The sequence below is a fragment of the Sorangium sp. So ce145 genome, assembly GCF_051525985.1.
Classification (GTDB): Bacteria; Myxococcota_A; Polyangia; order Polyangiales; family Polyangiaceae; genus Sorangium; species Sorangium cellulosum_B.
In genome coordinates this window covers 1307107-1331651 of record NZ_CP150315.1, presented here as the reverse complement: position 1 = coordinate 1331651, position 24545 = coordinate 1307107, and the positions used below count along the sequence as shown (strand labels likewise).

The 24545-nt window shown below is 72.6% G+C and carries 19 protein-coding genes and 1 riboswitch; of the genes, 12 read left to right on the top strand and 7 right to left on the bottom strand.

Annotated elements, in window-relative coordinates; all coding sequences use genetic code 11:
* Positions 1–329: 329 nt before the first annotated feature.
* From WMF34_RS04915 to WMF34_RS04900, 4 genes are all read right to left on the bottom strand, one after another.
* On the bottom strand, positions 330–2081 hold the full coding sequence (locus WMF34_RS04915) for a serine/threonine-protein kinase (RefSeq protein WP_012233567.1): 1752 nt from the start codon (positions 2079–2081) through the stop codon (positions 330–332).
* A gap of 209 nt (positions 2082–2290) precedes the next feature.
* Positions 2291–4819 (bottom strand): sensor histidine kinase, encoded by a 2529-nt coding sequence (locus WMF34_RS04910; protein WP_437992559.1) that lies wholly within the window; start codon positions 4817–4819, stop codon positions 2291–2293.
* A gap of 90 nt (positions 4820–4909) precedes the next feature.
* Positions 4910–5614: a DNA-directed RNA polymerase gene (locus WMF34_RS04905; protein ID WP_437992558.1), complete on the bottom strand. Its 705-nt coding sequence runs from the start codon at positions 5612–5614 to the stop codon at positions 4910–4912.
* A 170-nt stretch (positions 5615–5784) separates the two neighbouring features.
* On the bottom strand, positions 5785–7689 hold the full coding sequence (locus WMF34_RS04900) for a hybrid sensor histidine kinase/response regulator (RefSeq protein ID WP_437992557.1): 1905 nt from the start codon (positions 7687–7689) through the stop codon (positions 5785–5787).
* Between the two features lie 439 nt (positions 7690–8128).
* Here WMF34_RS04900 and WMF34_RS04895 point away from each other — a divergent pair, with 439 nt between their 5' ends.
* Positions 8129–8623 carry a hypothetical protein gene (locus tag WMF34_RS04895; protein WP_231864690.1) on the top strand — a complete coding sequence of 165 codons (495 nt, stop codon included), beginning with the start codon at positions 8129–8131 and terminating at the stop codon, positions 8621–8623.
* Between the two features lie 13 nt (positions 8624–8636).
* Here the strand turns inward: WMF34_RS04895 and WMF34_RS04890 are convergent, their stop codons facing one another.
* Entirely contained in the window at positions 8637–10838 is a 2202-nt protein-coding gene (locus tag WMF34_RS04890) for a TonB-dependent receptor (protein ID WP_437992556.1), read from the bottom strand.
* Between the two features lie 238 nt (positions 10839–11076).
* A riboswitch (cobalamin riboswitch) is annotated at positions 11077–11284 on the bottom strand.
* Between the two features lie 150 nt (positions 11285–11434).
* Here WMF34_RS04890 and typA point away from each other — a divergent pair.
* Entirely contained in the window at positions 11435–13321 is a 1887-nt protein-coding gene (gene typA, locus WMF34_RS04885) for a translational GTPase TypA (protein WP_012233560.1), read from the top strand.
* A gap of 77 nt (positions 13322–13398) precedes the next feature.
* The gene (locus tag WMF34_RS04880) at positions 13399–13893 is read left to right on the top strand and encodes a hypothetical protein (protein ID WP_012233559.1); all 495 of its coding nucleotides are present in this window, start codon (positions 13399–13401) and stop codon (positions 13891–13893) included.
* Here the strand turns inward: WMF34_RS04880 and WMF34_RS04875 are convergent.
* Positions 13881–14819 carry a LysR family transcriptional regulator gene (locus WMF34_RS04875; protein WP_437992555.1) on the bottom strand — a complete coding sequence of 313 codons (939 nt, stop codon included), beginning with the start codon at positions 14817–14819 and terminating at the stop codon, positions 13881–13883. The two genes, WMF34_RS04880 and WMF34_RS04875, sit on opposite strands and share 13 nt — an antisense overlap.
* A gap of 272 nt (positions 14820–15091) precedes the next feature.
* On the opposite strand from WMF34_RS04875, the gene WMF34_RS04870 reads away from it, so the two are divergent.
* Entirely contained in the window at positions 15092–15901 is an 810-nt protein-coding gene (locus tag WMF34_RS04870; protein ID WP_437992554.1) for a haloacid dehalogenase type II, read from the top strand.
* A gap of 541 nt (positions 15902–16442) precedes the next feature.
* On the opposite strand, the gene WMF34_RS04865 is transcribed toward WMF34_RS04870, so the two are convergent.
* A complete protein-coding gene (locus WMF34_RS04865) occupies positions 16443–17042 on the bottom strand; it encodes a DUF1990 family protein (RefSeq protein WP_437992553.1) in 600 nt (199 codons plus the stop codon).
* Positions 17043–17345: 303 nt separating this feature from the next.
* Here WMF34_RS04865 and WMF34_RS04860 point away from each other — a divergent pair, with 303 nt between their 5' ends.
* The 8 genes from WMF34_RS04860 to WMF34_RS04825 all read left to right on the top strand — a co-directional run bounded on the left by WMF34_RS04860 (position 17346) and on the right by WMF34_RS04825 (position 24346).
* Positions 17346–17699, top strand: a complete 354-nt coding sequence (locus WMF34_RS04860; RefSeq protein WP_437297983.1) for a hypothetical protein — start codon at positions 17346–17348, stop codon at positions 17697–17699.
* A gap of 5 nt (positions 17700–17704) precedes the next feature.
* A complete protein-coding gene (locus WMF34_RS04855; protein WP_437992552.1) occupies positions 17705–18886 on the top strand; it encodes a caspase, EACC1-associated type in 1182 nt (393 codons plus the stop codon).
* A gap of 137 nt (positions 18887–19023) precedes the next feature.
* Positions 19024–19521, top strand: coding sequence for an HD domain-containing protein (locus tag WMF34_RS04850; protein ID WP_012233545.1), 498 nt, complete (start codon positions 19024–19026; stop codon positions 19519–19521).
* On the top strand, positions 19493–19984 hold the full coding sequence (locus WMF34_RS04845; protein WP_437992551.1) for an RNA polymerase sigma factor: 492 nt from the start codon (positions 19493–19495) through the stop codon (positions 19982–19984). Before WMF34_RS04850 ends, WMF34_RS04845 begins: the two co-directional genes overlap by 29 nt.
* Positions 19981–20826, top strand: coding sequence for a nucleotide-binding enzyme (locus tag WMF34_RS04840; RefSeq protein WP_437992550.1), 846 nt, complete (start codon positions 19981–19983; stop codon positions 20824–20826). The genes WMF34_RS04845 and WMF34_RS04840 overlap by 4 nt, the downstream gene beginning before the upstream one ends.
* Before the next feature lie 287 nt (positions 20827–21113).
* On the top strand, positions 21114–22163 hold the full coding sequence (locus WMF34_RS04835) for a DUF2169 family type VI secretion system accessory protein (protein ID WP_437992549.1): 1050 nt from the start codon (positions 21114–21116) through the stop codon (positions 22161–22163).
* A 107-nt stretch (positions 22164–22270) separates the two neighbouring features.
* Complete coding sequence (locus WMF34_RS04830) at positions 22271–23113, top strand: AraC family transcriptional regulator (protein ID WP_437992548.1); 843 nt, start codon at positions 22271–22273, stop codon at positions 23111–23113.
* Between the two features lie 45 nt (positions 23114–23158).
* On the top strand, positions 23159–24346 hold the full coding sequence (locus tag WMF34_RS04825) for a methylated-DNA--[protein]-cysteine S-methyltransferase (RefSeq protein ID WP_437992547.1): 1188 nt from the start codon (positions 23159–23161) through the stop codon (positions 24344–24346).
* The last annotated feature ends 199 nt before the right edge of the window (positions 24347–24545 follow it).

Genomic DNA, 24545 nt, shown 5'->3' with positions numbered 1-24545 from the left:
CGCTTCAGCACAGCCTCGTCCCTCGACGACCGGAGGGTGACGGAGTGCCCAGAGCTGCCAGGCATGCCTCCACCGTGACCGGACCCCCGAGGCGCGCGCTAGCTACCATGCACCCGAGACGCCGTCGAGAGGGCGCGATGCGCGCCCACGACGAGAGGGCCTGTCAGCGGCGCGATGTCAGGAGATCACGTAGGGAGATTACGTACGATGGTGAAAGAAAGAAGCGCGCCCGACCGAACGCTGTCACACGCTGTCGCGTCCGGTCGCATTCAGCTGCGCTCGGACGCTTTCAGCTGCGCTCGATCGTGTTCAGCTGTCCTCGTCCGTGTTCAGTTGCGCTCGGTCGCGTTGTTCAGCCGGCGATCCGAGCCGGAGAGTCGCTGATCCGAGCCCGAGTCCGCGCCAGGGCTGGCGTGGGACGTGAGGAGCTCCGCCACGAGGTCCCGACACTCCGGCTTGTTGCGGAGGTGGCTCAGCAGCAGGTTCGAGGCCTCGCTGAACGACTTCTCGTAGGCGAGCCCCTCGCGCGTGCGCGCCGCGACGCGCTCGCGCCCCTGCGCCAGGTCCTCCTCCAGGGCCTCGGCGTAGCGGGCGAGCTGGGCGCGGAGCTCGTCGATCTGGCGGCGCAGGTCGCGCGCGTTCGCCTCGCGCGTGTTCTTCTTGTGCTCGTAACGCCCGAGCTGCTCGCGCTTCGCCTGCGCGGTCGCGCCGGCCGCGCCCGCGCGCTCGTAGATGAGCGGATCGTGGTTGCCCTGGCGGGCCGCCCCGTCCGCCAGCTGGCGCGCGGACAGCGCGAGCTTCTCAGCGGCGGCGAGCTCGACGCGGACCTTCTCGACGTCCTCGCCGTCGGCCATCGCCTCGCGCATCACGCGCGACTCCTCGTGCGCGAGCTCCTCGACTTTGCGGCCGATCTCGGCGCGCAGCGCGCGGCCGCGGCGCTCGAGCGCCTCGAGCTTGCGGGTGAGGCTCGCGACCTCGCCCTCGAGCTTGTTGGCGCGCGCGGCGAGGTCCCAGGCCTGCGCAAGGCCGTTCTGGACCTCCTGCGGCACCTGCCCGGACGGGTAGGCGCGGGAGACCATGCGCGAGAACAGGGCCGCCCGGCTCGCCCACTCGATGACGCCGGCGCTCTGCGGCGGCGGCGGCGGCGGCGGCACCGGCACGCCGTCGCTCCCCTCGACCTCCCACGCGTGGGCCGGGAGCCCGCGCTGGAGCGCCTTCAGCTCCTCCTGGAGGTGGTGGGCGTCGCGGTAGCGCTTGCGGATGTCCTTCTCGAGCAGGCGCAGCACGATCGCCTCGCCCTGCGCGTGCGCGTCGGGGCGGATCGAGCGGGGCCGCGGCGGCGCGTGGGTCCGCTGCATCTCGAGGAGCGTGTCGCGGTCGTTCGCGCGGAAGGGGAGCTGCCCGGTCAGCATCTCGAAGAAGAGCACGCCGAGCGCGTAGAGGTCGGACTGCGCCGTCGCCTCCTCGCCGCGCGCCTGCTCGGGCGACATGTACTCGGGCGTCCCGAAGACCGCGCCCTTCGGGGCGAGGCGCGGGTCGCGCGCGATGGCGGCGAGGCCGAAGTCGAGGATCTTGACGAAATCCTTCCGGCCGCCGCGGTGGGTGAGCAGGATGTTGTCGCTCTTCAGATCGCGGTGCACGACGCCGAGGTCGTGGGCGCGCGCGAGCGCCGCGCACATCTGCTCGAGGATGTCCACCGATCGCGCGATCGGCATCGGGCCGCGCGCGAGCTCCGCCGAGAGCGGCGTGCCGACGAGGTACTCCATGACGAGATAGAGCTCGCCCTCCTCGGTCTCGCCGATGTCGTGGATATCGATGATGTGGGCGTGATCAACGCGGTTTGCGGCGCGCGCCTCGCGCAGCATCCACGCGCGGAGGTGGGTCTCTCCGCGGAGATCGGGCCGGATGAGCTTCAGGGCGACGACCCGGTCGATCAGCACGTGGCGGGCGCGATAAACGACGCCCATGCCGCCTTCGCCAAGCCGTGCCTCGAGCCGGTACCTGCCGGCCACGACCTTCCCGATCAACGGATCGGTGCTCGAAGCCTTGGGACCTGCCGGTCGCTGAATCGCGCGCTCCATGGTGCCTTCGTTTCTCCTCAGCGCTCCCCAGAAGAGCCGTTCTCGTCTCTCAGGGCCCTATTGCGCTGTGCGGTGAGTCGGATCGCTCGCTGAACGTATCCGGTTTGAAACAGCTGGTCTACGGGCCCGCGGTCGGGTTGCGATGAATATCGTGCGAGCTCCGCGTGGAGGTGGGGTGGGAGACCGGCGCCGACGGCGCGCTCGTCTCGTCAAGCCAAGCCGCGCGTAGGCCGAGCGAGCGGGCTCGCCTCGGCGGACGGCCGTTCGGGCGGGCTCGCCTCCGCGGACGGCCGCGCGGGAGGAGGGGTATCGCCTTGCGGACGGGCGCTCGCCGGGCGAGGATCGAGGGGCAGGCGACAGACGAAGCGCGCGCCGTGGACCGAGGCCGGCGCTCCGCGGCACCGGTGTCCGCCGCGGCCGCCGTCGCCGTCTTCTTCTTCCGGTTCCGGTTCCGGCTCCGGTTCTGGCTCTGGCGCGAGGGCGAGCGTGCCGCCGTGCCGCCGGACGATCTCGGTCGAGATCGACAGCCCGAGGCCGGTCCCCTGCCCTCGCGGCTTCGTTGTGAAGAACGGATCGAAGATGCGCTGGGCGAGGTCCGGCGGAACGCCCGGCCCGCTGTCCGAGATCGCGACGGCCGCCATGTCCTCGTCGACCCAGGTCTCGATGCAGATCGCCGGCTCGCCGGGCGCGCGCGGCGCCGCGCCCCCGCCGGAGGCCCCCTCCTCTGCCGGCGCGGCGGGCGCCGGCGGCGCCTCGAGCGCCTGGATGGCGTTGACGAGGAGGTTCATGAACACCTGGTTGATCTCGCCGCCCCGGCAGGTGACGGGCGGCAGCTCGCCGTAGCGCCGGATCACCTCGATGCGCGCCTGCCGGAGCCGCGGGCCGAGCAGGAGCAGCGTCTCCTCGAGCCCCGCGTGCAGATCGACCGGCAGCGGCTCGCCCGAGACGCGCGAGAAGCTCTTCAGGTTCGTGACGATGCGGACGCTGCGCTCGACCGCCCGGTGGACGAGGGTCGAGATGCCGGCGAGATCGTCGAGCGCCGCCTCGGTCTGGAGCCGCTCGCGGAGCGCCTCGAGCGCGCGGCGGCGCTCGCCCGGGAGATCGCGCTCCGCCTCGCGGTACGCGTCGAGGACGGCGCGGAGCTCCGCGGCGCGCTCCTCGATCGGCTGGGCAGCGCCGGCGATGGCGTTCAGCGGGTTATAGATCTCGTGCGCCACGCCGGCCACGAGCTCGCCGATGGAGGCGAGCCGCTCACCCTGGATGAGCGCGGCCTGCGTCCGCTTCAGCTCGGACAGGGCGCGCGTGAGCTCCGCGGTGCGCGCGGCGACGTTCTCCTCGAGGCCGGCGCGCTCGGCCTCGAGCTCGGCGATCGTGCGGGACAGCGCCTGCCGCATGCGCTCGACGCTCTCGCCGAGGCCCACGACCTCCTTCGGCCCTGACAGCCGCGGCACGACGGCGTCGAGCTCGCCGCGCGCGACCTCGTCGGCGGCGCGGGCGAGCTGTGCCATCGGCCGGGAGAGCTCGCGCGCCGCCCGCGCGACGACGCCGAGGGCGGCGAGGACGAGGAGGGACAGCGAGGCGAAGAGCGCGGTGATCGCGTTGAAGTCCTCGTCGAACGACGAGCCGGTGGCGAGCGCGCGGTAGAGGCCGATCGAGGAGAAGAGTGAGAGGAGCCCCGTGAACAAAAGGGGCAGCCCGAAGTCGCGCAGCATGCGCCGCCGGAGGGGCGTCGGGGGCGCGCCGCCGTGCTCGGGCGCGCCCGTCCAGGCGCGCAGGAGGTCCACCGCGCGGGCGACCGAGTCCTTGTGCCAGGCGCGCTGGTAGAACGAGACGCCGAAGGCGAAGAGGGCGCCGAAGCCGAGCTGCATGAGCGCGTCGGCGACGCTGGAGGTGGCGCCGACGCGCACGTAGGCCATGCCGATCGCGGTGCACCCGAGCCACAGCGCGAAGTTCAAGGAGGCGAGCACGTCGGGGAGCCGCTCGGCGCGGGCGAGGCCGCGGCCGAGCAGGGCGCGGGCGCCGGAGGGGCCGGCCGCGAGGGCCGTCAGGATCGGGCGCGTGGCGGGGCGCACGGCGAGCGTGAAGCCGAGGGTGCCCGAGAGGGCGAGCAGGGGGACGACCTCGAACCACGCCTGGAACACGACCTGGCTCTGGGTGCGGAGGAAGGCGACGCAGAAGAGCAGCATGACGTGCCCGCCGACGATGCCCGCGGTCACCGCCGACTCCGCGAGCCTCGGCCGGAGCGCCGCGGCGAGGGCGCGCGCCGAGGCGGCGTCTCCGGCGCCGCCCTCGACGGCGCCTTCGCGGAGCAGGGCGCGGTAGATCGCGCGGCGCATGCCGCCCGCCATGACGCCGAAGGCGACCGCGGTCACAAGGAGGCCGAGCCACGACGGCGGCGTCGCGCGGCCGATCCCGAGCGGGCCTGGCCAGGAGGGGGGCGCGGTCGGGGCGCCCCGGAACGCGAGCGGCAAGACCGCGAGCGGCCACGAGAGGGCGCGGATCGCCGCCGCGACGGCGAAGCCGCGGTCGCCGCGGCGGGTGAGCGCGCCCGAGAGCGCGGCCGAGGCGGCCAGGGAAGCGAGCAGGAGGATCGCCGGCCACGGCGTGGTGAGGGCGGCGGGGACGACGGCGGAGAGGAACAGGAGCGCCGAGAACAGCTCCCAGCCGGTCGCGACGAGCTCTGCGCGGACGCGCGGGGCGCGGAGCGCGGCGGGCGGGGGCGGCGGCGGCGTGGTCACGGGGCGGGCGGCATGGAAGCGCAGCGCGCGCGCCCTCGCAACGGCGCGCCCCGACGTGCGACGGCCCGCGGCGGGGCGCGCCTCCGCGCGTCAGCGGCCGGGGAGGCGCACGCCCGGGAGGACGGTGCGCCGCTCGACGACCTCCTCGAGCGCGTCGGCGTCGATCAGGAGGTGCGCCCGCAGGCTGTCCTCGATGGCCGAGAACACCTTGCCCTGGTAACGGATCTCGCGGCCGGGCCCTGCCGCGAGCCAGTAGTTGCCGCCGGGGCCGCTGCCGTCGCCGGCCGCGCTCGGGCTGGCCAGGAGCGGCTCCGCGTCGCCGGGGAACGGATCGGGCGGGGTCGCGAAGCCCGGGAACGACGGCGCGGGCGGCGCGGGTGGCGCGGGTTCGAAGCGCTCAGGGCCCGCGGAGAACGTGAGCGACGCGCCGGGCTCGAAGCTCACCGACAGGGCGCCGCCGCGAGCGGCGACCACCACGCCGGGCGTGCGCTCCTCGACGACGACCTCCTCGATGACCTTCCCGGAGACGAGCAGGAGCTTGTGGCTGCTCGTCACCTGCGAGCTCTCGGCCGTGAGCTCGCGGCGCAGCGCGATCGGGTGCGAGACGTAGAATTGCAGGTTCTTCACGTCGCTGTCGCTCAGGTCGCGCTGCACCCGGAGCTCGTGCGTGAACGGGACGAGGCGGGGGCCGCAGCCCAGGAGGAGGAGCGAAAGGAGCGCCAGGAAGAGCGGGGCGGACGCCGCGGACAGGCGCCAGCGCGCCGCGGCGTGGGTCGTGTGGACGGAGAACGGCATGGAAGCCCTCGTTGAGGAGGCCCCGGCGAAGATCGCCGCGGCGCACCTCTTCGCAACGGGGCGGCCGGGCGCAGCTTACAGCGGGCCGGCGAGCCGCTCGCCGCGAGGGCGCCCGGCGACGCCACGGCGGAGCCGCCGCCGCCTCCGGGACACGCGACGGGATGAGGCGCTCAGCCGGCTCCAGGACGAGCGGCGATGTCCGCCAGGTGCTGTTTCAGCACCTCCGCGCGGATCGGCTTGACCAGGTGCACGTCGAACCCGGCCTCCCGCGTCATGCGGCGGTCCGATTCCTGGCCGTAACCGGTCATCGCGAACAGCGATAGGCCCGTGAGGCCCGGAATGCGACGCAGCGCGCGCGCGACGTCAACTCCTGTCATGCCCGGCATGCCGATATCGAGCAGCACGACGTCCGGCTGGAGCTGCGCCGCGAGCTCGAGCGCCGAAGGGCCGTCGAACACGGCGTGCACGTCGTTACCCATGCGCTTGAGCAGCAGCGCCATGCTCTCGGCCGAGTCGCGGTTGTCGTCGACGACGAGGATGCGCAGCTTGCGCCCGGCTTTCGTCGCGGGCGCGCCCGCCGTCGGCGTCGCGAGGGGGCGCGTCAGCCGCGGCAATCGCACGATGAACTCGCTGCCGCGGCCGGGCCCCTCGCTGAGCGCCTGGACCGTCCCGCCGTGCAGCTCGACCAGCCGGCGCACGATCGTCAATCCGAGGCCCAGCCCGCCCTCGACGCGATCGAGGCCGCGATCCCCCTGCGTGAACAGATCGAACACCTGCGGCAGCAGCTCGGGCGATATCCCCACGCCGTTGTCGCGGACACGGAGGATCGCGTGCGCGTCGTCCGCCTCCACGGTGACCCGGATCGCGCCGCGCGGCGGCGTGAACTTCGCCGCGTTGTGCAGCAGGTTGCTCACCACCTGCGTGAGCCGCGCCAGGTCGCCCGAAACGATGGCGAGCGGCCCTTCGGGCAGCTGCAGCTCCAGGGTCTGCTCGCGCGCGTCGATCCAGGTCCGGGACGCTTCCGCCGCGCGCGTCACCACGTCGGCGAGATCGATCCGCTTGGACTCCAGGGCGATCTTGCCGCGCGTGATGCGGCTCACGTCGAGCAGGTCGTCGACGAGCCGCACGAGCTGACCGAGCTGCCGTTCCATCAGGCCGGCTGCCCAGACGACCTGGGCGTTGTCCTTGCCTTCGAGCTTGAGGACGCTGGTCGCGTTGGCGATCGGCGCCAGCGGATTGCGCAGCTCGTGCGCCAGCATCGCCACGAATTCCTCCATCTGGCGCGCGTTGGACTCCATCTGCTCCAGGCGCTTGCGCTCGCTCAGGTCGCGCGTGATCTTGGAGAAGCCGCGCAGCTCGCCGCTCGGGCCGTAGATGGCCGTGACGAGGACGCTCGCCCAGAACGACGACCCGTCCTTGCGCACGCGCCAGCCTTCGTCCTCGAAGCTGCCCTCGCGCCGCGCGGCGGCGAGCACCGCCTCTGGCCGGCCGCGCTCGATCGCCTCGGCCGGATAGAAGCGCGAGAAGTGCGTGCCGATCACCTCTTGCGCGGAGTATCCTTTGATCCGCTCCGCGCCGGCGTTCCACATGGTCACCCTGCCCTCGGGGTCGAGCATGAAGATGGCGTAATCCTTCACGCCTTCGACCAGCGTGCGGAAGCGCTCCTCGCTCTGCCGCAGCGACTCTTCCTGGCGCTTGCGCTCGGTCAGATCGCGCGTGATCTTGCAGAAGCCGCGCAGCTCGCCGTCGGGGCCGCGGAGGGCCGTGATGATGACGTTCGCCCAGAACATCGAGCCGTCCTTGCGCACGCGCCAGCCTTCGTCCTCGAAGCGGCCCACGCGCCGCGCTTCGGCGAGCTCTGTCTGCGGCCACTTCCGCTCGATCGCCTCGGCCGGATAGAAGCGCGAGAAGTGCGAGCCGATCACCTCTTGCGCGGAGTATCCTTTGATCTGCTCGGCGCCGGCGTTCCACGAGATCACGCGCCCCTCGGTGTCCAGCATGAAGATGGCGTAGTCCTTCACCCCTTCGACCAGCAGGCGGAATTGCAGATCGGCGCCGAGCCCCGTCGGATCCATGCGGCACAGCCTACAGCATGGTTACACGTTTGCCACGCGGCGAGGCTCTCCGTTCCCGTCCTGCTCTCCGCATCTGCGAGCCGTCATCGTGGCGGCCGGCAGCGGCGAGTGACGAGCACAGCAATGGCCCATGAGCCGGCGTCGAGAGCGCCCGCCGGCGGCCGCGCAGGGCCACCGCCGGCCGCTGGAGCGGTTCGAGAGTGTCACGACGGACTCATCGATTGTGGAGCCATCGAACGTGTCCAGTGCGATCCACCCAACCTCGAAGGCACCGGGGTTGTCTTGCCCATCAGCGCCGAGAGCGCGCGCCGCCGATCCGTTGCCGGCGCCCGGTGGCTCACGCTCGAGTTGGTGTGCGTGTCGCGGGCGAAGAGACGCCGGTGTACCCTGAGGCACCCGCGAGCATCTCCGCTGCGACCGCTCCGGAACGAGCATGATCATGCATCCCGACCCCTGGCACCTGGTCACCAGACAACCGGACTACGTCCTGGCTTCCTGGCACCGGATCTTCTGCGTCATCTGGCGCCGCGAGACGACCGAGGACGCCGCGCGCCACCTGAGGGACGCGTGCGCGGAGTTCGCGAAGAAGCACGCGCGTGGCATAGGGCTGCTCACGCTCGTCGAGAGCGGGGCGTCGTTGCCGCCGGCGCCCGCGCGCAGGGCGATCGCGGGCTTCCTCACGGAGGCGAGCGCATATATCAGGTGCTCAGCGGTCGTCTTCGAGGGCTCGGGGTTCCAGGCGGCGATGGTTCGCAGCGTCGTGACAGGGCTCACGCTCATTGCCCGTCAGCGTTATCCGCACAGGGTATGTGACATCCGGGAAGCCTGGCAGATGTTCGCAGAGCTCCTGCCCGCGGCGACGGGCGCTGCCGTGAGCGAAGCCGCGTTCCGGGCGTCGCTCGACGCGCTGCGCGAGGACCTCCGCCGGACATGAGCCGGCGCGGCGCCTACTCCCAGTACAGCGTCGCCCGCCCGATCGCGGTGAACGGCCACCCCGGCGAGTAGTGGATCCCGGTGACCGGGGCCGGCTCGTACGGCAGCCGCGACTCGCTCGCGAACTGGACCTCGCGCCACGTCGTGTCGAAGAGGTTCTGGATGTCCACGGCCACCTCGACGTTCTTCCACCGCAGCCCGGCGTTGGCGTCGACGACCGTGAACCCCTCGGCGGTGAGCGACTCGTCCTCGGTCGCGGGCCGCGCGCCGATCGCCTTGACCCGCAGCGCCGCGAACGGCGTGAACGCGCCGAGCGTCGGGCGGACGCCGACGCCCGCGGTCAGCGTCTGGGTCGGCGCGAGGGCGACCGCGCTCGCGTTGCCGGCGTTCTCGCGGAAGCGGGCGCGGGTGAAGGTCGCGTCCACGTCCGCGAAGAGCCAGCTCCGGAGCCGGTAGCGCCCGCCGATCTCGATCCCGTAGCGCCGCGTCTGCCCCGACGCCTCGGTCGCGCCCGCGTCGCCGCTCCAGACCAGCTCCGAGTCCAGGTCGAGCAGGAAAGCGGCCCCGCTCAGCGACAGCCCGCGCAAGGGCGCGACCCGCACGCCGACCTCGTAGCCCGTCGCGGGCGTGATCAGCGTCGCCGCGCCCTCCCCCAGCACCGCGCCCTGCGCGTCGTTCGAGTGGAAGCCCCGCCCGAAGTGGGCGAAGAGATCGACCCCCTCGGCGGGCGACACGATCGCCGTGAGCTTCGGGAGCAGCTGCATCTGTCCCCGGGCGCCGCTCGATCTGTTCCCCGCCGCCTCGAGGTCCTCGCCCGGATCGTCCACGTTGACGTCGATCCACTGCGCGCGCGCCCCGAGCACGAGGCGGAGCCAGCGCCGGAGCCGGGCGTCCTGCTCGACGTAAACGCCGATCTGGCTCTCGTCGACGTGGGTCCTGCTCTTCTCCTCGATCCGCTCGCGCGCCTCGTCGTGGTGGAGGGACTTGTCGATCGCGTCCGCGCGGATCTGCGCGCCGAGCGAGGTCGTGAACCTCGCCCCGCCGATCTCGTATTGCCTGCGGAACCGGAGATCGGCGCCGCCGACGGCGCGGTCGTCGTTCTGCTCGATCTGGTCGCCGCGGACCGGGTCCTCGCTGAAGAACGTGAAGTTCGAGTACAGCGTGAAGCGGTACCGGACGAGGTAGGCCAGCGCGCTCAGATCGGCGTCCCGCCACGCGGTCGAGTACGCGACGGACGCCATGTGCCGCTCGGTCGCCCCGCCCTCGGTCGGGTCCACGGCGCCGAAATGGTCGATGCACGGCTGTCCGAACGCCGACGGCGGCGGGTTCAGGCCGCCCTGCTCGCCCTCGCCGCACACGGCGCGCGCGGGGATCTGGCCGGAGCCGTGCCAGGTCGATCCGTACGACATCCAGGTCATCTGGACCTTCCCGGTGTTGCCCAGATCGTGCGTGGCCCGCAGGTACACGTTGAAGCGCTCGAGCCGCTCCGGGCTCAGGAACGGCCCGTCGTTCCGGTAGATCTCCGCCGCGGCCACCGCGCGCCACGCGTCGCCGAGATCGGGCGAGGCGATGACGAGGCCGCGCTGGATACCGTACTGCCCCAGGCTGACCTGCGCGTAGCTCTCCTCGAGCTTCTCGGCGAAGCGCAGGTTGACGGCGCCCGCCGTACCGAAGTCGCCGATGCTCGCGTAATAAGGCCCCTTATAGCCGTCGAGCCCAGTCACGAGCTCCGGGATCATGAAGTAGAGATCGGTGAAGCCGTGCCCGTGGCCGTGGCTGACCATGTTGACGGGCACGCCGTCGACGAAGAAGGCGACGTCGGTCCCGTGATCGGCGTCGAATCCGCGGAGGAAGTACTGGTTCGCCTTGCCGCCGCCCGCGTGCTGCACGGCGAAGAGCCCGGGGACCGACTCGAGGATGTCGCCCGGCCGGAGCCTCGGCCTGAGCTCGAGCTCCCGGTGTCCGACGGAGACGCGCGACGCGGCCTCGCTGCCCGGCTTCTCCGCCTGGATCGTGACCTCGATCGCGGCGTCGCCCGCGGGCGCGCCCTCGCCGGTGGGCGCTGCAGCGGCGGCCTCCGGCGGGGCAGCGGGCGCCTCGGGGGCGTCGCCCTCGGCGCGCGCGGGCCGCGCGGCGGCCAGCACCATGGATAACGCGGCGAGCAGATGCAATGGATGGCGGTGCCCGTGGCTCGTCGTGACCGTCTCGCGCAGCATTCGTGTCCTCCTTCGCCGCAATCGCGCGGAGCGGCGTCGTGCCGCTCGCGTCGAGCTCCGCGAGGACGAAATGGCTGGCCATCGCACGGTGCGCTGGACCGACCTCTCGCCCCCGCGGGCGACCGGAAGGCGACGCGGGGGGCGGTTCGGTATCCGGGACGTGGCAGAGGCAGAGCTGCACCGGCTCGGACCTCACCGCCTCCCTCGAGGCTCCCAGGTCGAACCGGCGCCGGATGTCTCCCGCCGCCGGGCGCTGGCAGGTCTTCGGGCTCGCGAGCGCTCCGGTCTGACCGGATTCCTACTGTCCACCGCTTCCCAGCCCTCGGCGGGCCAGTGCATGGGGTGGAGGTCGTTCTCGCTTACCGCTGCGGGGCAGCCCCGGAGTTTCACCGGGTTCCCTCTTCGGCCCAGGCGAACGCCCGGGCACCAGCACGGCGCGCACCCTATGGCCGTGCGCCTTCGGCTGTCAATCGCTAGCGCTCCCCTCGCCCGCTCGGCGCGCGCCGCTCCTGCGCCACGCGCGCGCCGAGCGCTCTCCATCCGAGCGCGTCGACGCGCGGCCGCCGTGCAGGCCGAACGTTCGGGCTCTAGCGAGGATGGGCTCGCTCCTCCGTGGGTCGCGTGCTACACGGCCGCCGCCGTATATGCCCCGTAACGATCTCCGCAATATCGCCATCGTCGCCCACGTCGACCACGGGAAGACGACCCTCGTCGATCACATGCTCCGCCAGTCGGGCGCCTTCCGAGAGAACGAGGTCGTGGCCGAGCGGGTCATGGACTCGAACGACCTCGAGCGGGAGCGCGGCATCACCATCCTCGCGAAGAACACGAGCATCCGGTACCGCGGGGTCAAGATCAACATCGTCGACACGCCCGGCCACTCCGACTTCGGCGGCGAGGTCGAGCGCACGCTCATGATGGCCGACGGGGCGCTCCTCCTCGTCGACGCCGCCGAAGGCCCGCTGCCGCAGACGCGCTTCGTGCTCTCGAAGTGCCTCCAGCGCGGCTTCCCGGTCATCGTGGTCATCAACAAGATCGACCGGAGCGACGCGCGCGCCCACGAGGTGCTCTCCGAGGTGTTCGACCTCTTCTGCGACCTCGAGGCGAGCGACGCGCAGATGGACTTCTCGACGCTCTACGCGATCGCGAAGTTCGGCCAGGCGAAGCGCGAGCTCGAGCACGAGGCGAAGGACCTCGAGCCGCTCTTCGAGACCATCCTCGAGCGGGTCCCCGGCCCCTCCGGCGACCCCGACGGTCCGCTCCAGGTCATCGTCTGCAACACGACCCACGACGAGTACGTGGGCCGGCTCGCGGTCGGCCGCGTGGTCCGCGGCACCGCCCGGTCCGGCGCCGACGTCGCGCTCCTCGCCGAGGGCGGCCAGTCGCGCGGCTACGTGAAGATGCTCTACGCCTACGAGGGGCTGAAGCGCGTCGCGGTCGACAGCGCCGTCGCGGGCGAGGTGATCGCGATCGCCGGGATCGACGCGGTCACGATCGGCGACACGATCGCGGATCCGGCGCACCCCGAGGCGCTGCCGCGCATCGTGGTCGAGGAGCCGACGATCAAGATGAAGATCGGCGTCAACACGTCGACCTTCGCCGGCAAGTGCAAGCAGTCGAAGTACCTGACGAGCCGTCACCTGAAGGAGCGGCTCGAGCGCGAGGCGATGAAGAACCTCGCGATCCGGGTGGAGCCGACGGACGTGCCCGACACGTTCGTGGTGCTCGGCCGCGGCGAGCTCCAGCTCGCGATCCTCGTGGAGACGATGCGGCGCGAGGGGTACGAGATGCAGCTCTCGAACCCCGAGGTGGTGACGCGCGAGATCGACGGCGAGGTGATGGAGCCGCTCGAGCTCGTGGTCGTGGACGTGCCGGACACCTACGTCGGCATCGTGACCGAGCGCCTCAGCAGCCGGCGCGGCCGGATGGTGAAGATGACGAACCCCGGCTTCGGCCGCGCCCGCCTCGAGTTCCGGGTGCCGTCGCGCGGGCTCATCGGCTTCCGCGGCGAGTTCCTGACGGCGACGCGCGGGACGGGCCTGCTCAACACGATGTTCGACGGCTGGGCGCCCTGGGGCGGCCCGATGATGCGCCGCCCGACCGGCGCCATCGTCGCCGATCGCGCCGGCGTCTCGACCCCGTACGCGCTGCACCACCTGCAGCCGCGCGGCATGTTCTTCATCGTCCCCGGCGTCGAGGTCTACGAGGGGATGATCATCGGTGAGCACAACCGGCCGAACGACACCGACGTCAACGTCATCAAGGAGAAGAAGCTGTCGAACGTGCGCAACCACGGCAAGGACGAGAACGTCCTCCTGGCCAGCCCGCGGCTGCTCACGATCGAGACGGCGATGGAGTGGATCGACGGCGACGAGCTCGTCGAGGTCACGCCCGACGCGGTGCGCGTCCGCAAGAAGGTGCTCGCGTGCAACCGCCGAGAGCGCCGCGAGGACGCGATCGAGCAGTCGCAGGCGGTGGAGTGAGCGGCGGGGGACGTGCGGGGCATGCGGGGCGTTCGACGCGCGCCCCTGCCGTGCCTGCCGCGCGCTAGGATGCCCTGATGAGAACGCCGCTGCTCTTCGCTTTCCTGGCCTCGCTCGTCGCGCTCTCGGGGGCGGGCGCTTGCGGCGGGGCGGTCGTCGTCGACGGGCTCCCCGGGAGCTCCGACGGCGCCGGGGGCGCTGGCGCGGCCGTGGGGTCGCCATCGGCGAGCTCCGGCGGGGCCTCCGTCGAGGAGCAGAGGGCCTCGTGCGATTTCTTCTGCTCGCTCTTCGACGGCGTCACGTGTCCGGAGCTCCGGTGTCCCGAGCGCTGCGCCGACCTGCTCTCCGAGCAGCGCCCCTGCAACGCGCTGACCGCTCCTTTCTTCGATTGCATGGGCGAGACCGTCATCTCCGCGGACCGGATCCCCTGCACGTTCCTCGCGCCGTCGATCGCGTCGCTCTTCGATTGCCTGAGCGGGCGCGATCCGGAGTGCAGGACCGATTTCCTGCCCCAGACGTGCGACGCGCCGTTCGACAAGCTCAGGGCGTGCCAGGGCGATCAGGGCCGGTAGCGGGGGCGCTCGTCGCCTGACGCGCGCGGCCGCGCGCCGGGGTCGAGGGCGCTCCGGAGCGGCCCGAGGGCGTCGGCGACGAACGCGACGAGCGCCTTCACGCGCGGCACCCCGCGCGTGTCGCGGTGCACCCCGAGCCACAGCTTGCGCCCTGGCGGCGGCGAGGGCGGCGAGAGCAGGCGGAGGCCGGCGGTCGCGTCGCCCAGGTAGCGGGGCAGGCAGACGAGCCCGACGCCGGCGGCCCCCATCGTCGCCTGGGGCTCGCGGCCGTTGGTGCGCGCGGCGACGCGGGCCTTCGCGGCGACGGCGCGCACCCACGACAGGTCGGCGATCGCCGGGGGCTCGTCGTTCATGGTGACGAGGGTGTGGCCCTCGCACTGCCGGCCCCAGTCCGGCGGGCCGTGCTCGGCGAGGTAGGCCTCCGAGGCATAGAGCCCGAACCCGATCCGCGCGACCTCGCGCTGGAAGACCTCGTGGTGCTCGAACGCGGCGGCGCGAAGGGCGATGTCCGCTTCCCGCCGCGGCAGGCTCAGCCAGCGCGCGTCCGCGATGAGATCGACGGAGATGGCGGGGTGGCGCGCGAGGAACGGGACGAGCAGCGGCCCGAGGACGCGCGTGGCGAGCCACTCGGACGCGGTGATACGGAGGTGGCCTCTCAGGCCCGCGTCGCGTCCGGCGGCGGCGCGCTCGGCCGCGAGCGCGTCCTGCTCCATGCGCTCGGCGTGGCCGAGCACGCTCTCGCCCGCGGCCGACAGCGCGAACCCCGACGGCGAGCGCTGGAAGAGCCTCGCCCCGAGGCGCCGCTCGAACGCCGCGACGCGCCGCCCCACGGTCGGCTGGGTGACCTTCAGGACGCGCGCGGCGGCGGAGAGGTTGCCGTGCCGCGCGACGGCGAGGAAGTAGCGCAGATCGTCCCAGTCGAGCATGGCTCCGGGGCGCGGGGCGCTGCTGCCGGAGAGCGCTCCGCGCCATGCAAAGGTGCATGGCGAGTCTACGTCGATGGCGGATCCCCGGGCAACGGCGGACCGCGCATGCTCTGCCGCGTGCGTTCCCGCACCCGCGCGTTCGCGCACCCGCGCACTCGCGCACTCGCGCACCCGCGCTCTCGCGCTCTCGCGCTCTCGCGCTCTCGCGCTCTCGCGCTCTCGCGCTCTCGCGGGTCGCGTGGTTCACGTCCGATGATCCGATGGAGGCTGGCATGTTGACGAATCGTCGTGAGTTTCTCCACCGCGTGACCGGCACGGCCGCGGCGGGCTTCCTGGGCTCGGCCCCAGCCGGGACCGCCTCCTGTGCCGCGCAGCACGGGCCGGCGCCGCCGCGGCCGGCGGCCGGGTCGAAGATCAAGGCGGTCGCCTTCGACGCCTTTCCGATCTTCGATCCGCGGCCGATCGCGGCGCTCGCGGAGGAGCTCTGTCCTGACAAGGGGGCGTCGCTGAGCGAGGCGTGGCGCACCCGGCAATTCGAGTACACGTGGCTCCGGGTCGCGTCCGGCGAGTATGCCGACTTCTGGCAGGTGACTTCGGATGCGCTGGTGTTCGCCGAGCGCGCGCTGGCGCTCGATCTCGGGGAGGAGAAGCGGGCGCGGCTCCTCGGCGCGTACCTCGATCTCCGGGCGTGGCCTGACGTGCTGCCAGCGCTCCGGGCGCTGAGGGACGCGGGGATCCGGCTCTCGTTCCTGTCGAACTTCACGCCGAGGATGCTCGGGGCCGCCATCGAGAGCTCCGGTCTGGGGGGCCTGTTCGAGCACGTGCTCAGCACGGATGGGGCGAGGACGTACAAGCCGGATCCTCGCGCGTACCGGATGGCGCTCGACGCGTTCGGCCTCACGCGCGAGGAGATCGCGTTCGTCGCGTTCGCCGGCTGGGACGCCGCGGGGGCCCGGTGGTTCGGCTATCCCACGTTCTGGGTCAACCGCCTGGGCCTGCCGGCCGAGGAGCTGGGCGTGAGCGCCGACGCGACGGGAGCGAGCCTGTCGGATCTCGTGGAGTTCGTGAAGGAGAGGGCGTGACCGGCGGGGCCATGCCGTCGACGACCGAGTCGAGGCTGGAGCGACAAACGGGTTGAAACCACGAGAAAAGCAGGAATTTCACAGGGAGGCAGGGAGGCGGGGAGCGAGAGACGGCAAGAGGGAGAAATTCATTCTTTCTTCCTCCCTGCCTCCCCGCCTCCCTGTGAAAATTCTCCGGGTTTCAACGCGATCGGTGTCCTATGGATTCCCCTGCTGCACTCGCACTCACATTTGCATGATGACTTACTTCTTGATGAGTCGGCGCAGGCAGATCTGCATGCCGGGTTACTTCCAGACGAGGCACAGCAGGCATTTTTGTATGACTCTTCACTTCCAGGAGCCGCCGCGCAGAGGCGCTCGTGCGATCCCCTGATCCCGGGGCTCCCTGGAGAGGCGGCTCCGGGAGCTGCGGAGCTTCGAGGCGCTGCGCAGGATGCGACTCCGGGTGCCGGCGGCTGGCAGTGCGGGCCCTCGCGTGACGTGGTGAAGGGAGCGCGGCGCGCGGGTCCCGTCACGGAGCCCGCTCCGCTCCCGGCGCGCCTCACGGCGGCGAGGTCACGGCGCTGCGCATGGCACCCATGGAGTCGCGGGCGAACCGCCCCTGGACCCGGCGCGCGTAGGGATAGCCGAGGCGGGCGAGGAGGTGGTTCGGCCGGGAGACGGCGAAGATGTCGTAGGCGACCTCGCCGGAATGCTCGTCGTGCTCGACGAGGAAGCGCTCCTCGCCGCGCTCTCCGTGCTCCTCGAGCGTCCCGTAGGCGAAGCCGAACCGGCGCACAGGGCCGCTCGTCTCATCGACCGTGGAAACGATCCGGCAGGCGTTGAGCCAGTGAATCCCGAGCACGCGGACGAGGATCACCACGGTGACGCCGGCCTTCAGGGGAGCGTCGGGATAGCAGAGCTCGACCCAGCCGAGCCGGAACTGCGCCCAGCGCCGCATCGCCTCGACAGCGCGGTCGAAGAGCGCCGTGCCCTCGCCGAGCACCGCGCGGTGGTGGTCGACGTTGAAGCCGGCAGGCGGCCGCGGGCGGCCATCGCCGGCGCCGGTGCAGCCGACCTCCGCGTACGAGAGCGGCCGGCCCGCCTGGCGAGCGAGGAAGGCGCGGATCGTGGCATCGGAGGGGCGGGCGCGGGAGAGCACGCGGGGCAGGATAGCCGATCACGGAGACGCCATCTCGATGGCTTTACAGTCACGACGAAGCACGAGGAGCAACTTCGCTGCTGGCCGACCTGCACGGATCCGAAAGACCTCTCGCCGAGGGATCAGCATGGACATGAGATGTGCTGGACGATCGCGAAGCGGGCTTCAGGCGCGCTTCGCAGAGCGAGGATGGCGGCGCGCGCCGCGCGCGGGCTCGCCGGCCCGCGCGGCTGGCACCTGCCAGCGAGCGCTGATACGCTCCTCGGCGACTCGTAACAGCGAGGAGGTGCATGGCCAATGGACATGCAGTTCAAATTTCACGACGCCGATGTCGAGGCGGACCAGCTGGATGCGATGCTCGAGAGCTTGATGCGCGACATCGGCACCGCAGGCGCGACCCCGCGCCGCGCCGTTGAAGGCCACCTCCCCAGGAACGCGAAGGGAGACGCCTTCACCGTCGGCGCCATCGCGCTCGCCGCGCTCCCCGCCGTGCTTCCCCAGGTGATTCAGCTCGTCAATGAGTGGGTCGTCCGCGCGCCGAGGCGCCGCATTCGCATCCGGGGGAAGAACGGCCTGGAGGTCGAGTTCACCTCGGACAAGCCGCTCGGGGAGAAGGAAGTGCTCGACCTCGCGCGCCGCATCAGCACAATCAAATGACAGCCATGGACAGAGATCCTGTGCTGGGCGGACGGGACCGCATCGCGCTCATCATCGCGAACGGGATGTACGCGGACGGCAGGTTGCGCTCGCTCCAGGCGCCCGCCCTCGACGCATCGAAGCTCGCCGACACGATGGGAAACCCGGACATCGGCGATTTTCGCGTCCAGCTCTGCGTCGATGGCAGCCAGCTCGAGGTCCGGAAGGCCATCGGCGCGCTGTTCCATCGCCGCCATCCGGAGGATCTGCTCGTCCTCTACTACTCCGGTCATGGCCTGAAGGACGACTGGGGTCACCTCCACCTCGCCACACACGACACGGAGAAAGAGCTCTTCAGCGCAACCTCGGTCGACGCGGCGTGGATCAGCCGCCAGATCGATCAGTGCCCCGCGAAGCGCATCGTCCTGATCCTCGACTGCTGCTACAGCGGCGCGTACGAGAACTCCGCCAAGAGCGAGCAGGACAGCGTCGATATCGCCGGGACGTTCATGGGAGACGGCTCGGGTCGCGTCGTGATCTCCGCCACGACGTCGGTTCAGCTGGCGTGGCAGGCTGACCAGCCCGTGGGGGTGCCCCCGCAGTCGATCTTCACGCGCCACATCGTCGAGGGCCTGTCGACCGGCACAGCCGATCTGGACCGAGACGGATACGTCGATGTCCACGAGCTCTGCGAGTACGTGCAAGCGAGCATCAAGGCCGAGGGAGGCCGGCAAACCCCGCAGATGTGGACGCAGAAGTACGAGGGGCGGCTGCGCATCGCGAAGGCCCCGCTCCGGCCCACCATCCCGGCGTCGGGCGGGAACACCTCGATCACCCACGAGCTCTTCGTGTGCAACGGGCCCCTCGCGGGTCGGCGGTTCGTGCTCCACCCTGGAGAGTTCACGGTAGGGCGAGAGCCCGACTGCTTCATCCGCCTGGATGATCCGAAGGTGTCGCGAAAGCACGCGACGATCGTCGTCGGAGCGGATGAGGTGCGCGTGGTCGACCAGGGGAGCACGCACGGGACCAAGATCGACGATCAGCGCATCACGAGCGCCTTGCTCCCGCAAAACGGCCAGATCATCGTCGGGGGCACCGTGCTCAGGCTGGTCCGCCTGGAGGCCCCAGGCACACGTCAGACAGCGGAGACGGTCGCGCACCCGCCCACCGGGCCGAGGAAGCGATCGGCCACCCTGTTCACTCCCTGAGCCCTGGCGCAGGGGGCGCCCGCGCTATGCTTCGGCTCGCCCGGCGCGCGGGGCCTCCCGGTGGGTGTGACCGCGCCCCAGGGTGAAGGGGCACCGCTCGCCCGCAGCCCGCGGGCGGCCTGACCGCCCTCCCGTCGATGCACAAGGACCTCCTCGATCTCCTCCTCGCCCTCGACCGCGTGCCGCAGGATCCGCGCTGGCACCCCGAGGGCGACGCGCTCTTCCATTCCCTGCAGGTCTTCGACCTCGCCCGCCGCGAGACCGCGGATCGCTCGCTCTGGGCCGCGGCCCTGCTCCACGACGTCGGCAAGGCGTTCGCCTGCGCCGACCACGCCGAGGAGGGGGCCGACGTGCTCGCGGAGCTCGTGTGCCCGCGGATCGTCTGGCTCGTGCGGCACCACCTCCACCTGCTGCGCGCGCCCGGCGCGACGAAGCGGCGCCTGCGGCGCACGAAGGCGCTCGCGGACCTCGCGCGGCTCCGCCGCTGGGACGTCGGCGGCCGCTCGCCCGAGGCGACCGTGCTCCGCCCCGAGGCCGCCGTGGAGCTCCTGCTCGACGGCGCAGACTGGACCCTGCTCTCGATGGGCGGCGAGCCCGCACCCTCCGATGACCTGCGAAAGGAGCCGCTCGCCTGAGCGCAAGGTCCGCCGGGAGGTCCTCTGCGACGACGTCGACCGCTGGGGCGACGATCGCCGGCTCTGGGGCGGCGAGGCCGAGCCGCCCGGGCGAGCGCGGCTCTGCGCCGCGGTGCGCGACGCGGTCGAGACCGCGCTGACGGCGAAGCAGCGGGAGGTCGTCGAGGCGTATTTCTTCGACGGCCTTTCGCAGGGCGAGATCGCGCGCCGCCTCGGCGTGGCGCAGCAGGTGGTGCAGAAGCGCCTGTTCGGGGCGCCGCGGGGCGGCCGGGTGGTCGGCGGCGCGATGCTCCGGCTGCGGCAAGCCCTCGAGCCGGCGGTCGCCGCGGCGCCGGCGCGGGCGGCGGCGGCGCAAGCGACGGAGGCGCCGGCGCGGGCGGCGGAGGCGCCGGCGCGGGCGGCGGAGGCGCCGGCGCGGGCGGCGGAGGCGCCGGCAGCGCGCGCGGCGCGGGTGGCCCGATGAGCGCCGAGCGCTTCGGCGGGCTGCGGACCCGCATCGCCGCGGAGGCCGCGCGCCTCATGTACGAGGAAGGCGTGGACCAGTACTTCACCGCCAAGCGGATGGCCGCGAAGCGGATCCTCGGCCGGGTGGAGGGGCGGCGAGCGCGCTACCGGCCCGCGGACCTGCCCTCGAACGGCGAGATCCGCGAGGCGCTGCTCCTCTTCGCCGAGCGCGCCGAGGGGAACCAGCGGACGCGCCGGCTCTTCGCGCTGCGCGTCGTGGCGCTGGAGGCCATGCGCGCGCTCGCGCCGTTCTCGCCGCGGCTCATCGGCTCGGTCTCCACCGGCCATATCCGCCGCGGCAGCGACGTCGATCTGCACGTGTTCCCGGCCGACGAGGAGGCGCTGGAGCGGCACGTGCGGGCGCTCGGCTGGACGTTCGACCGGGAGCGCGTGACGATCCAGAAGGGCGGAGAGCTCCGAGAGTACGTCCACTACCACGTGGCGGACGCGGCGCCCCTCGAGCTCACGGTGTACGCCCCGCGCGACCTGAGGGCGCGGCCCCGCAGCAGCACCGATGGGAAGCCGATCGTGCGCCTCGGCGTCGCCGCGCTCTCGGCGCTCTGCGCCCGGGATCACCCCGGCGCGTGGGAGCGTTACCTGGAGACCGGCGAGGTGGAGGGCATGGACGCGCTGCTCGAGGCGGACGAGGACGAGCCCCTCCCCGGGCCCTTCGATGGGCTGCTCCACGATACCGGCGGCGCCGGCGAGGACGGCGACGAGCCGGCCTGCGCCGAGCCCGGCGAGGAGGACGACCCGTATCAAGACTACGAGCCGCTCCCCGGCTTCGAGGACACGGCCTGAGGCCCCGCCCGCAGGCGAGGAGGGGCCGGCGCTCGTGCGCTCCCGCGCCGGCACGAAGGGAGCTCGTCGTTCGCCGAGCGCGAGGTTCGACACCGATGGATGGATAGGACGACTCGCCCGATCCGGATCTTGCGGTCGTCGCCGGACTCTGCAGCTTTCACCCGCGCTGCGAGGCCGATGAACCTCCTCGACGGGCGGAGAGGCGAACGTCGGGCGACGCGTCAGTGTCGCGGCTCGCGGCGCGGCGAGGCTTGACCCTCGCGACGCGCCGGTGCTCTCATGGCGCGGTGAAGCCCGAGGCCCCGCCCGTTCCCAGCGCGATTGCTGCGCCTTCCGGAACGGCGGCGGCGGGGGTGATGTGGCGCGCGCGGGGGCGGCTCCACCTCACGGTGATCGCCAAGGCGACCTTCGCCTTCGTCGACGGCGCACCGATGATCCCGGTCGAGCCGCAAAAAATCATCGATGCCGACATCCACCATCACAACCACCCGGGCCGCAGCGTCCGGTTGACGAGCGATCTCGCGCCCTACCTCGCGCGCATCGACGTGTTCTTCACGGGCCACGCGCACGCGCCGCCGGGCCCGCCTGCGGCGCCCTTCTCCGTGCGCCTCGCGCTCTTCGCCGGCGAGCGCCCGATCCTCGACAAGGCGCTCTCGATCGAGCCCAGCGGCGCGGAGAAGGCGATCCCGCTCGCCTACGAGCGCGCATTCGGGGGGATCGGCATGGCCGACAACCCGTTCGGCACCGATCGCCCGGCCGTCCTGGATCCCTCGCGGCGCGACCGCCCGGCGGGCTTCGCGCCGCTCGGCAGCGTGTGGCCGTCGCGCAGGCGGCTGCTCGGGCGTACGCCCCACAAGGCGCTCGAGGGGCCCATCCTCGAGATCCCCGACGATTTCGACTGGAGCTACTTCCAGGCGGCCCCCCCCGATCAGCGCGTCGAAGCCCTGGCCGGCGACGAGTGGCTCGTGCTCGCGGGGCTCCACCCGACGCTCGCAGCGCTGCGGACGCGGCTGCCCGGGGCGCGCGCCCTCGCGCGCGTCCATGGCCTCTCCGCGTTCGGCGTCACGGAGGGGCAGCCGCTCGATCTCGTGCTGGACACGCTGCACGTCGACGGCGACCGGCAATCGTGCTCGCTGGTCTGGCGGCGCAGCTTCCCGCTCGCGGAGGCAGCAGCGCTCGCGGCGGTGCGTGTCGTCGTCGGCGTCGAGGTGCCGGGCGCCCCGCCCGCATGGCTGGCTCCTGCCGAGATCGCGATAGCCGCCCAGAGCGCCGCCGCGACGTCCGATCCGGCAGGGGTGACGCTCAACGTGTCCAATCAAGACGCCGTCAGTACGTGAGCGAGGCCGTCGCCGACCCACTCCGGCGGCGCTGACGACGGGCGCGGCGCAGCACGGGCGCGGGGCGCGTTGCTCGGCCTCGCCGCCGCGGATACATTCGGTGACCCATGGACGTCACGACGCTGGTGCGGGGCGACGCCATCTCGGTGGTCGACTACCGGTGCCGCTCCGGACCTGGGGACGCGCCGTTCGCCGAGCTCCACCGCGGCTTCTCCGTCTCCTACGTGCGCAAGGGCAGCTTCGGTTACCGCGTCCGGGGGGAGGTGTTCGAGCTCGTGGCCGGGTCGCTCCTGGTCGGCCACCCCGGCGACGAGTACACGTGCTCGCACGAGCACGTCGTCGGCGACGAGTGCCTGTCGTTCCAGCTCGCGCCGGCGCTCGTCGAGGCCCTCGGCGACGGCGCCGGCGCGTTCCGGGCCGGCGGCCTGCCGCCGGTGCCCGAGCTGATGGTGCTCGGCGAGCTCGCGCAGGCGGCCGCCGAGGGCAGGAGCGACATCGGCGTCGACGAGGTGGGGGTGCTCCTCGCCGCCCGCTTCGTCGAGGTCGCCTCCGGCCGGAAGCGAAGGCCGCCGGACACCGGGGCGCGCGACCGCCGCCGCGCCGTGGAGGCGGCGCTCTGGCTGGACGAGCACGCGCACGAGCCGATCGACCTCGAGGGGGCGGCGCGGGAGGCCGGGCTCAGCCCGTTCCACTTCCTGCGGGTCTTCGGGAAGGTCGTCGGCGTGACCCCGCACCAGTACCTGGTCCGCGCCCGCCTGCGCCGCGCGGCGCGCCTCCTCGCCGACAGCGCCCGGTCGATCACCGACATCGCGCTCGACGTCGGGTTCGGCGACCTCTCCAACTTCGTCCGCACCTTCCGGCGCGCGGCTGGCGTCTCGCCCCGCGGCTTCCGGAAGGCGGCGAGGGGGGATCGCAAGATCTTCCAAGATCGCCTCGCCGCGCGCTCCTAGGATGGCCGCCGGACGCGGGCGCCCCACCTGCCCGCGAGGACCTCCATGACAGCAACGGCACACGGATTCCTCCTGTTCGACACGGCGATCGGCCGCTGCGGCATCGCGTGGGGCGAGCGCGGCGTCGCCGCCTTGCAGCTCCCCGAGGCGCGCGAGCCCGAGACGCGGTCGCGCCTGCTCCAGCGCCTCCCGGGCGCCCGGGCGGCGGCGCCGCCGCCCGAGGTGCAGCGCGCGATCGACGCGATCGTCGCGCTCCTGCGCGGCGAGGCGAGCGACCTGTCCGCCGTCGCGCTCGACATGGACCGGGTGCCGCCGTTCCACCGCCGCGTCTACGAGGTCGCGCGCACCATCCCGCCGGGCGCGACGCTGACGTACGGCGAGGTCGCGGCGCGCCTCGGGGCGGTCGGCTCGGCGCGCGCCGTGGGGCAGGCGCTCGGGCGGAACCCGTTCGCGATCATCGTCCCATGCCACCGCGTGCTCGCGGCCGGCGGCAAGGCCGGCGGCTTCTCCGCGAACGGCGGCGTCACGACGAAGCTCCGCCTCCTCGCGATCGAGGGCGGCCAGGCGCGCGGCGCTTCGAAAGCCGCGCCCGGCGGCGACCTCGGCTTCGATCCGGGCGCCGCCGTCGAGCACCTGCGCGCGTCCGACGCGGCGCTCGCGCGCGTCATCGACGCGGTCGGGCCGTTCGCCATGCGGATCGACAGGACGTCGAGCCTCTTCCTCGCGCTCGCGGAGTCGATCGTCTACCAGCAGCTCACCGGCAAGGCCGCCGCGACCATCTTCGCGCGCGTGCGCGCGCTCTTCCCGCGAGCGCACGAGGGCCCCACGCCCGCGCAGCTCCTGCGCGCCTCCGACGAGAAGCTCCGCGGCGCCGGCCTCTCGCAGGCGAAGCTCCTCGCGCTGCGCGACCTCGCGCGGAAGACGGAGGACGGCGAGCTCCCCACGCTCGCCGAGGTCCACGGCATGGAGGACGAGGCGATCATCGAGCGCCTCACGCGGGTGCGCGGCATCGGCCGGTGGACGGTGGAGATGCTCCTCATGTTCCGCCTCGGCCGCCCGGACGTGCTGCCCGTGGACGACTACGGCATCCGCAAGGGCTTCGCGCTCGCGCTCAAGCGGCCCGAGCCGCCGGCGCGCGCGGATCTCGAGAAGCGCGGCGCGCGGTGGAAGCCGTACCGCACGGTGGCGAGCTGGTACCTCTGGCGCGCGGTGGATCTGGCGCGGGGCGGCTGACGCCTCGCCCCGCGGCGGCGCTCGGGTTGCCGGCGCCTCCTCTGGCGCGGTCGCCGTCGCCCGGGCGAGCAGCCTTCGCGGCGCGGCCATCGGCCGGGCTCGCCATCGCGGCGCGCCCGCGGTCGGGCTCGCCATCGCGGCGCGGCCCTCGGTCGGGCTCGCCGTCGCCGCTGGCCGGCGTCGAGGCGGGGGACTAAGT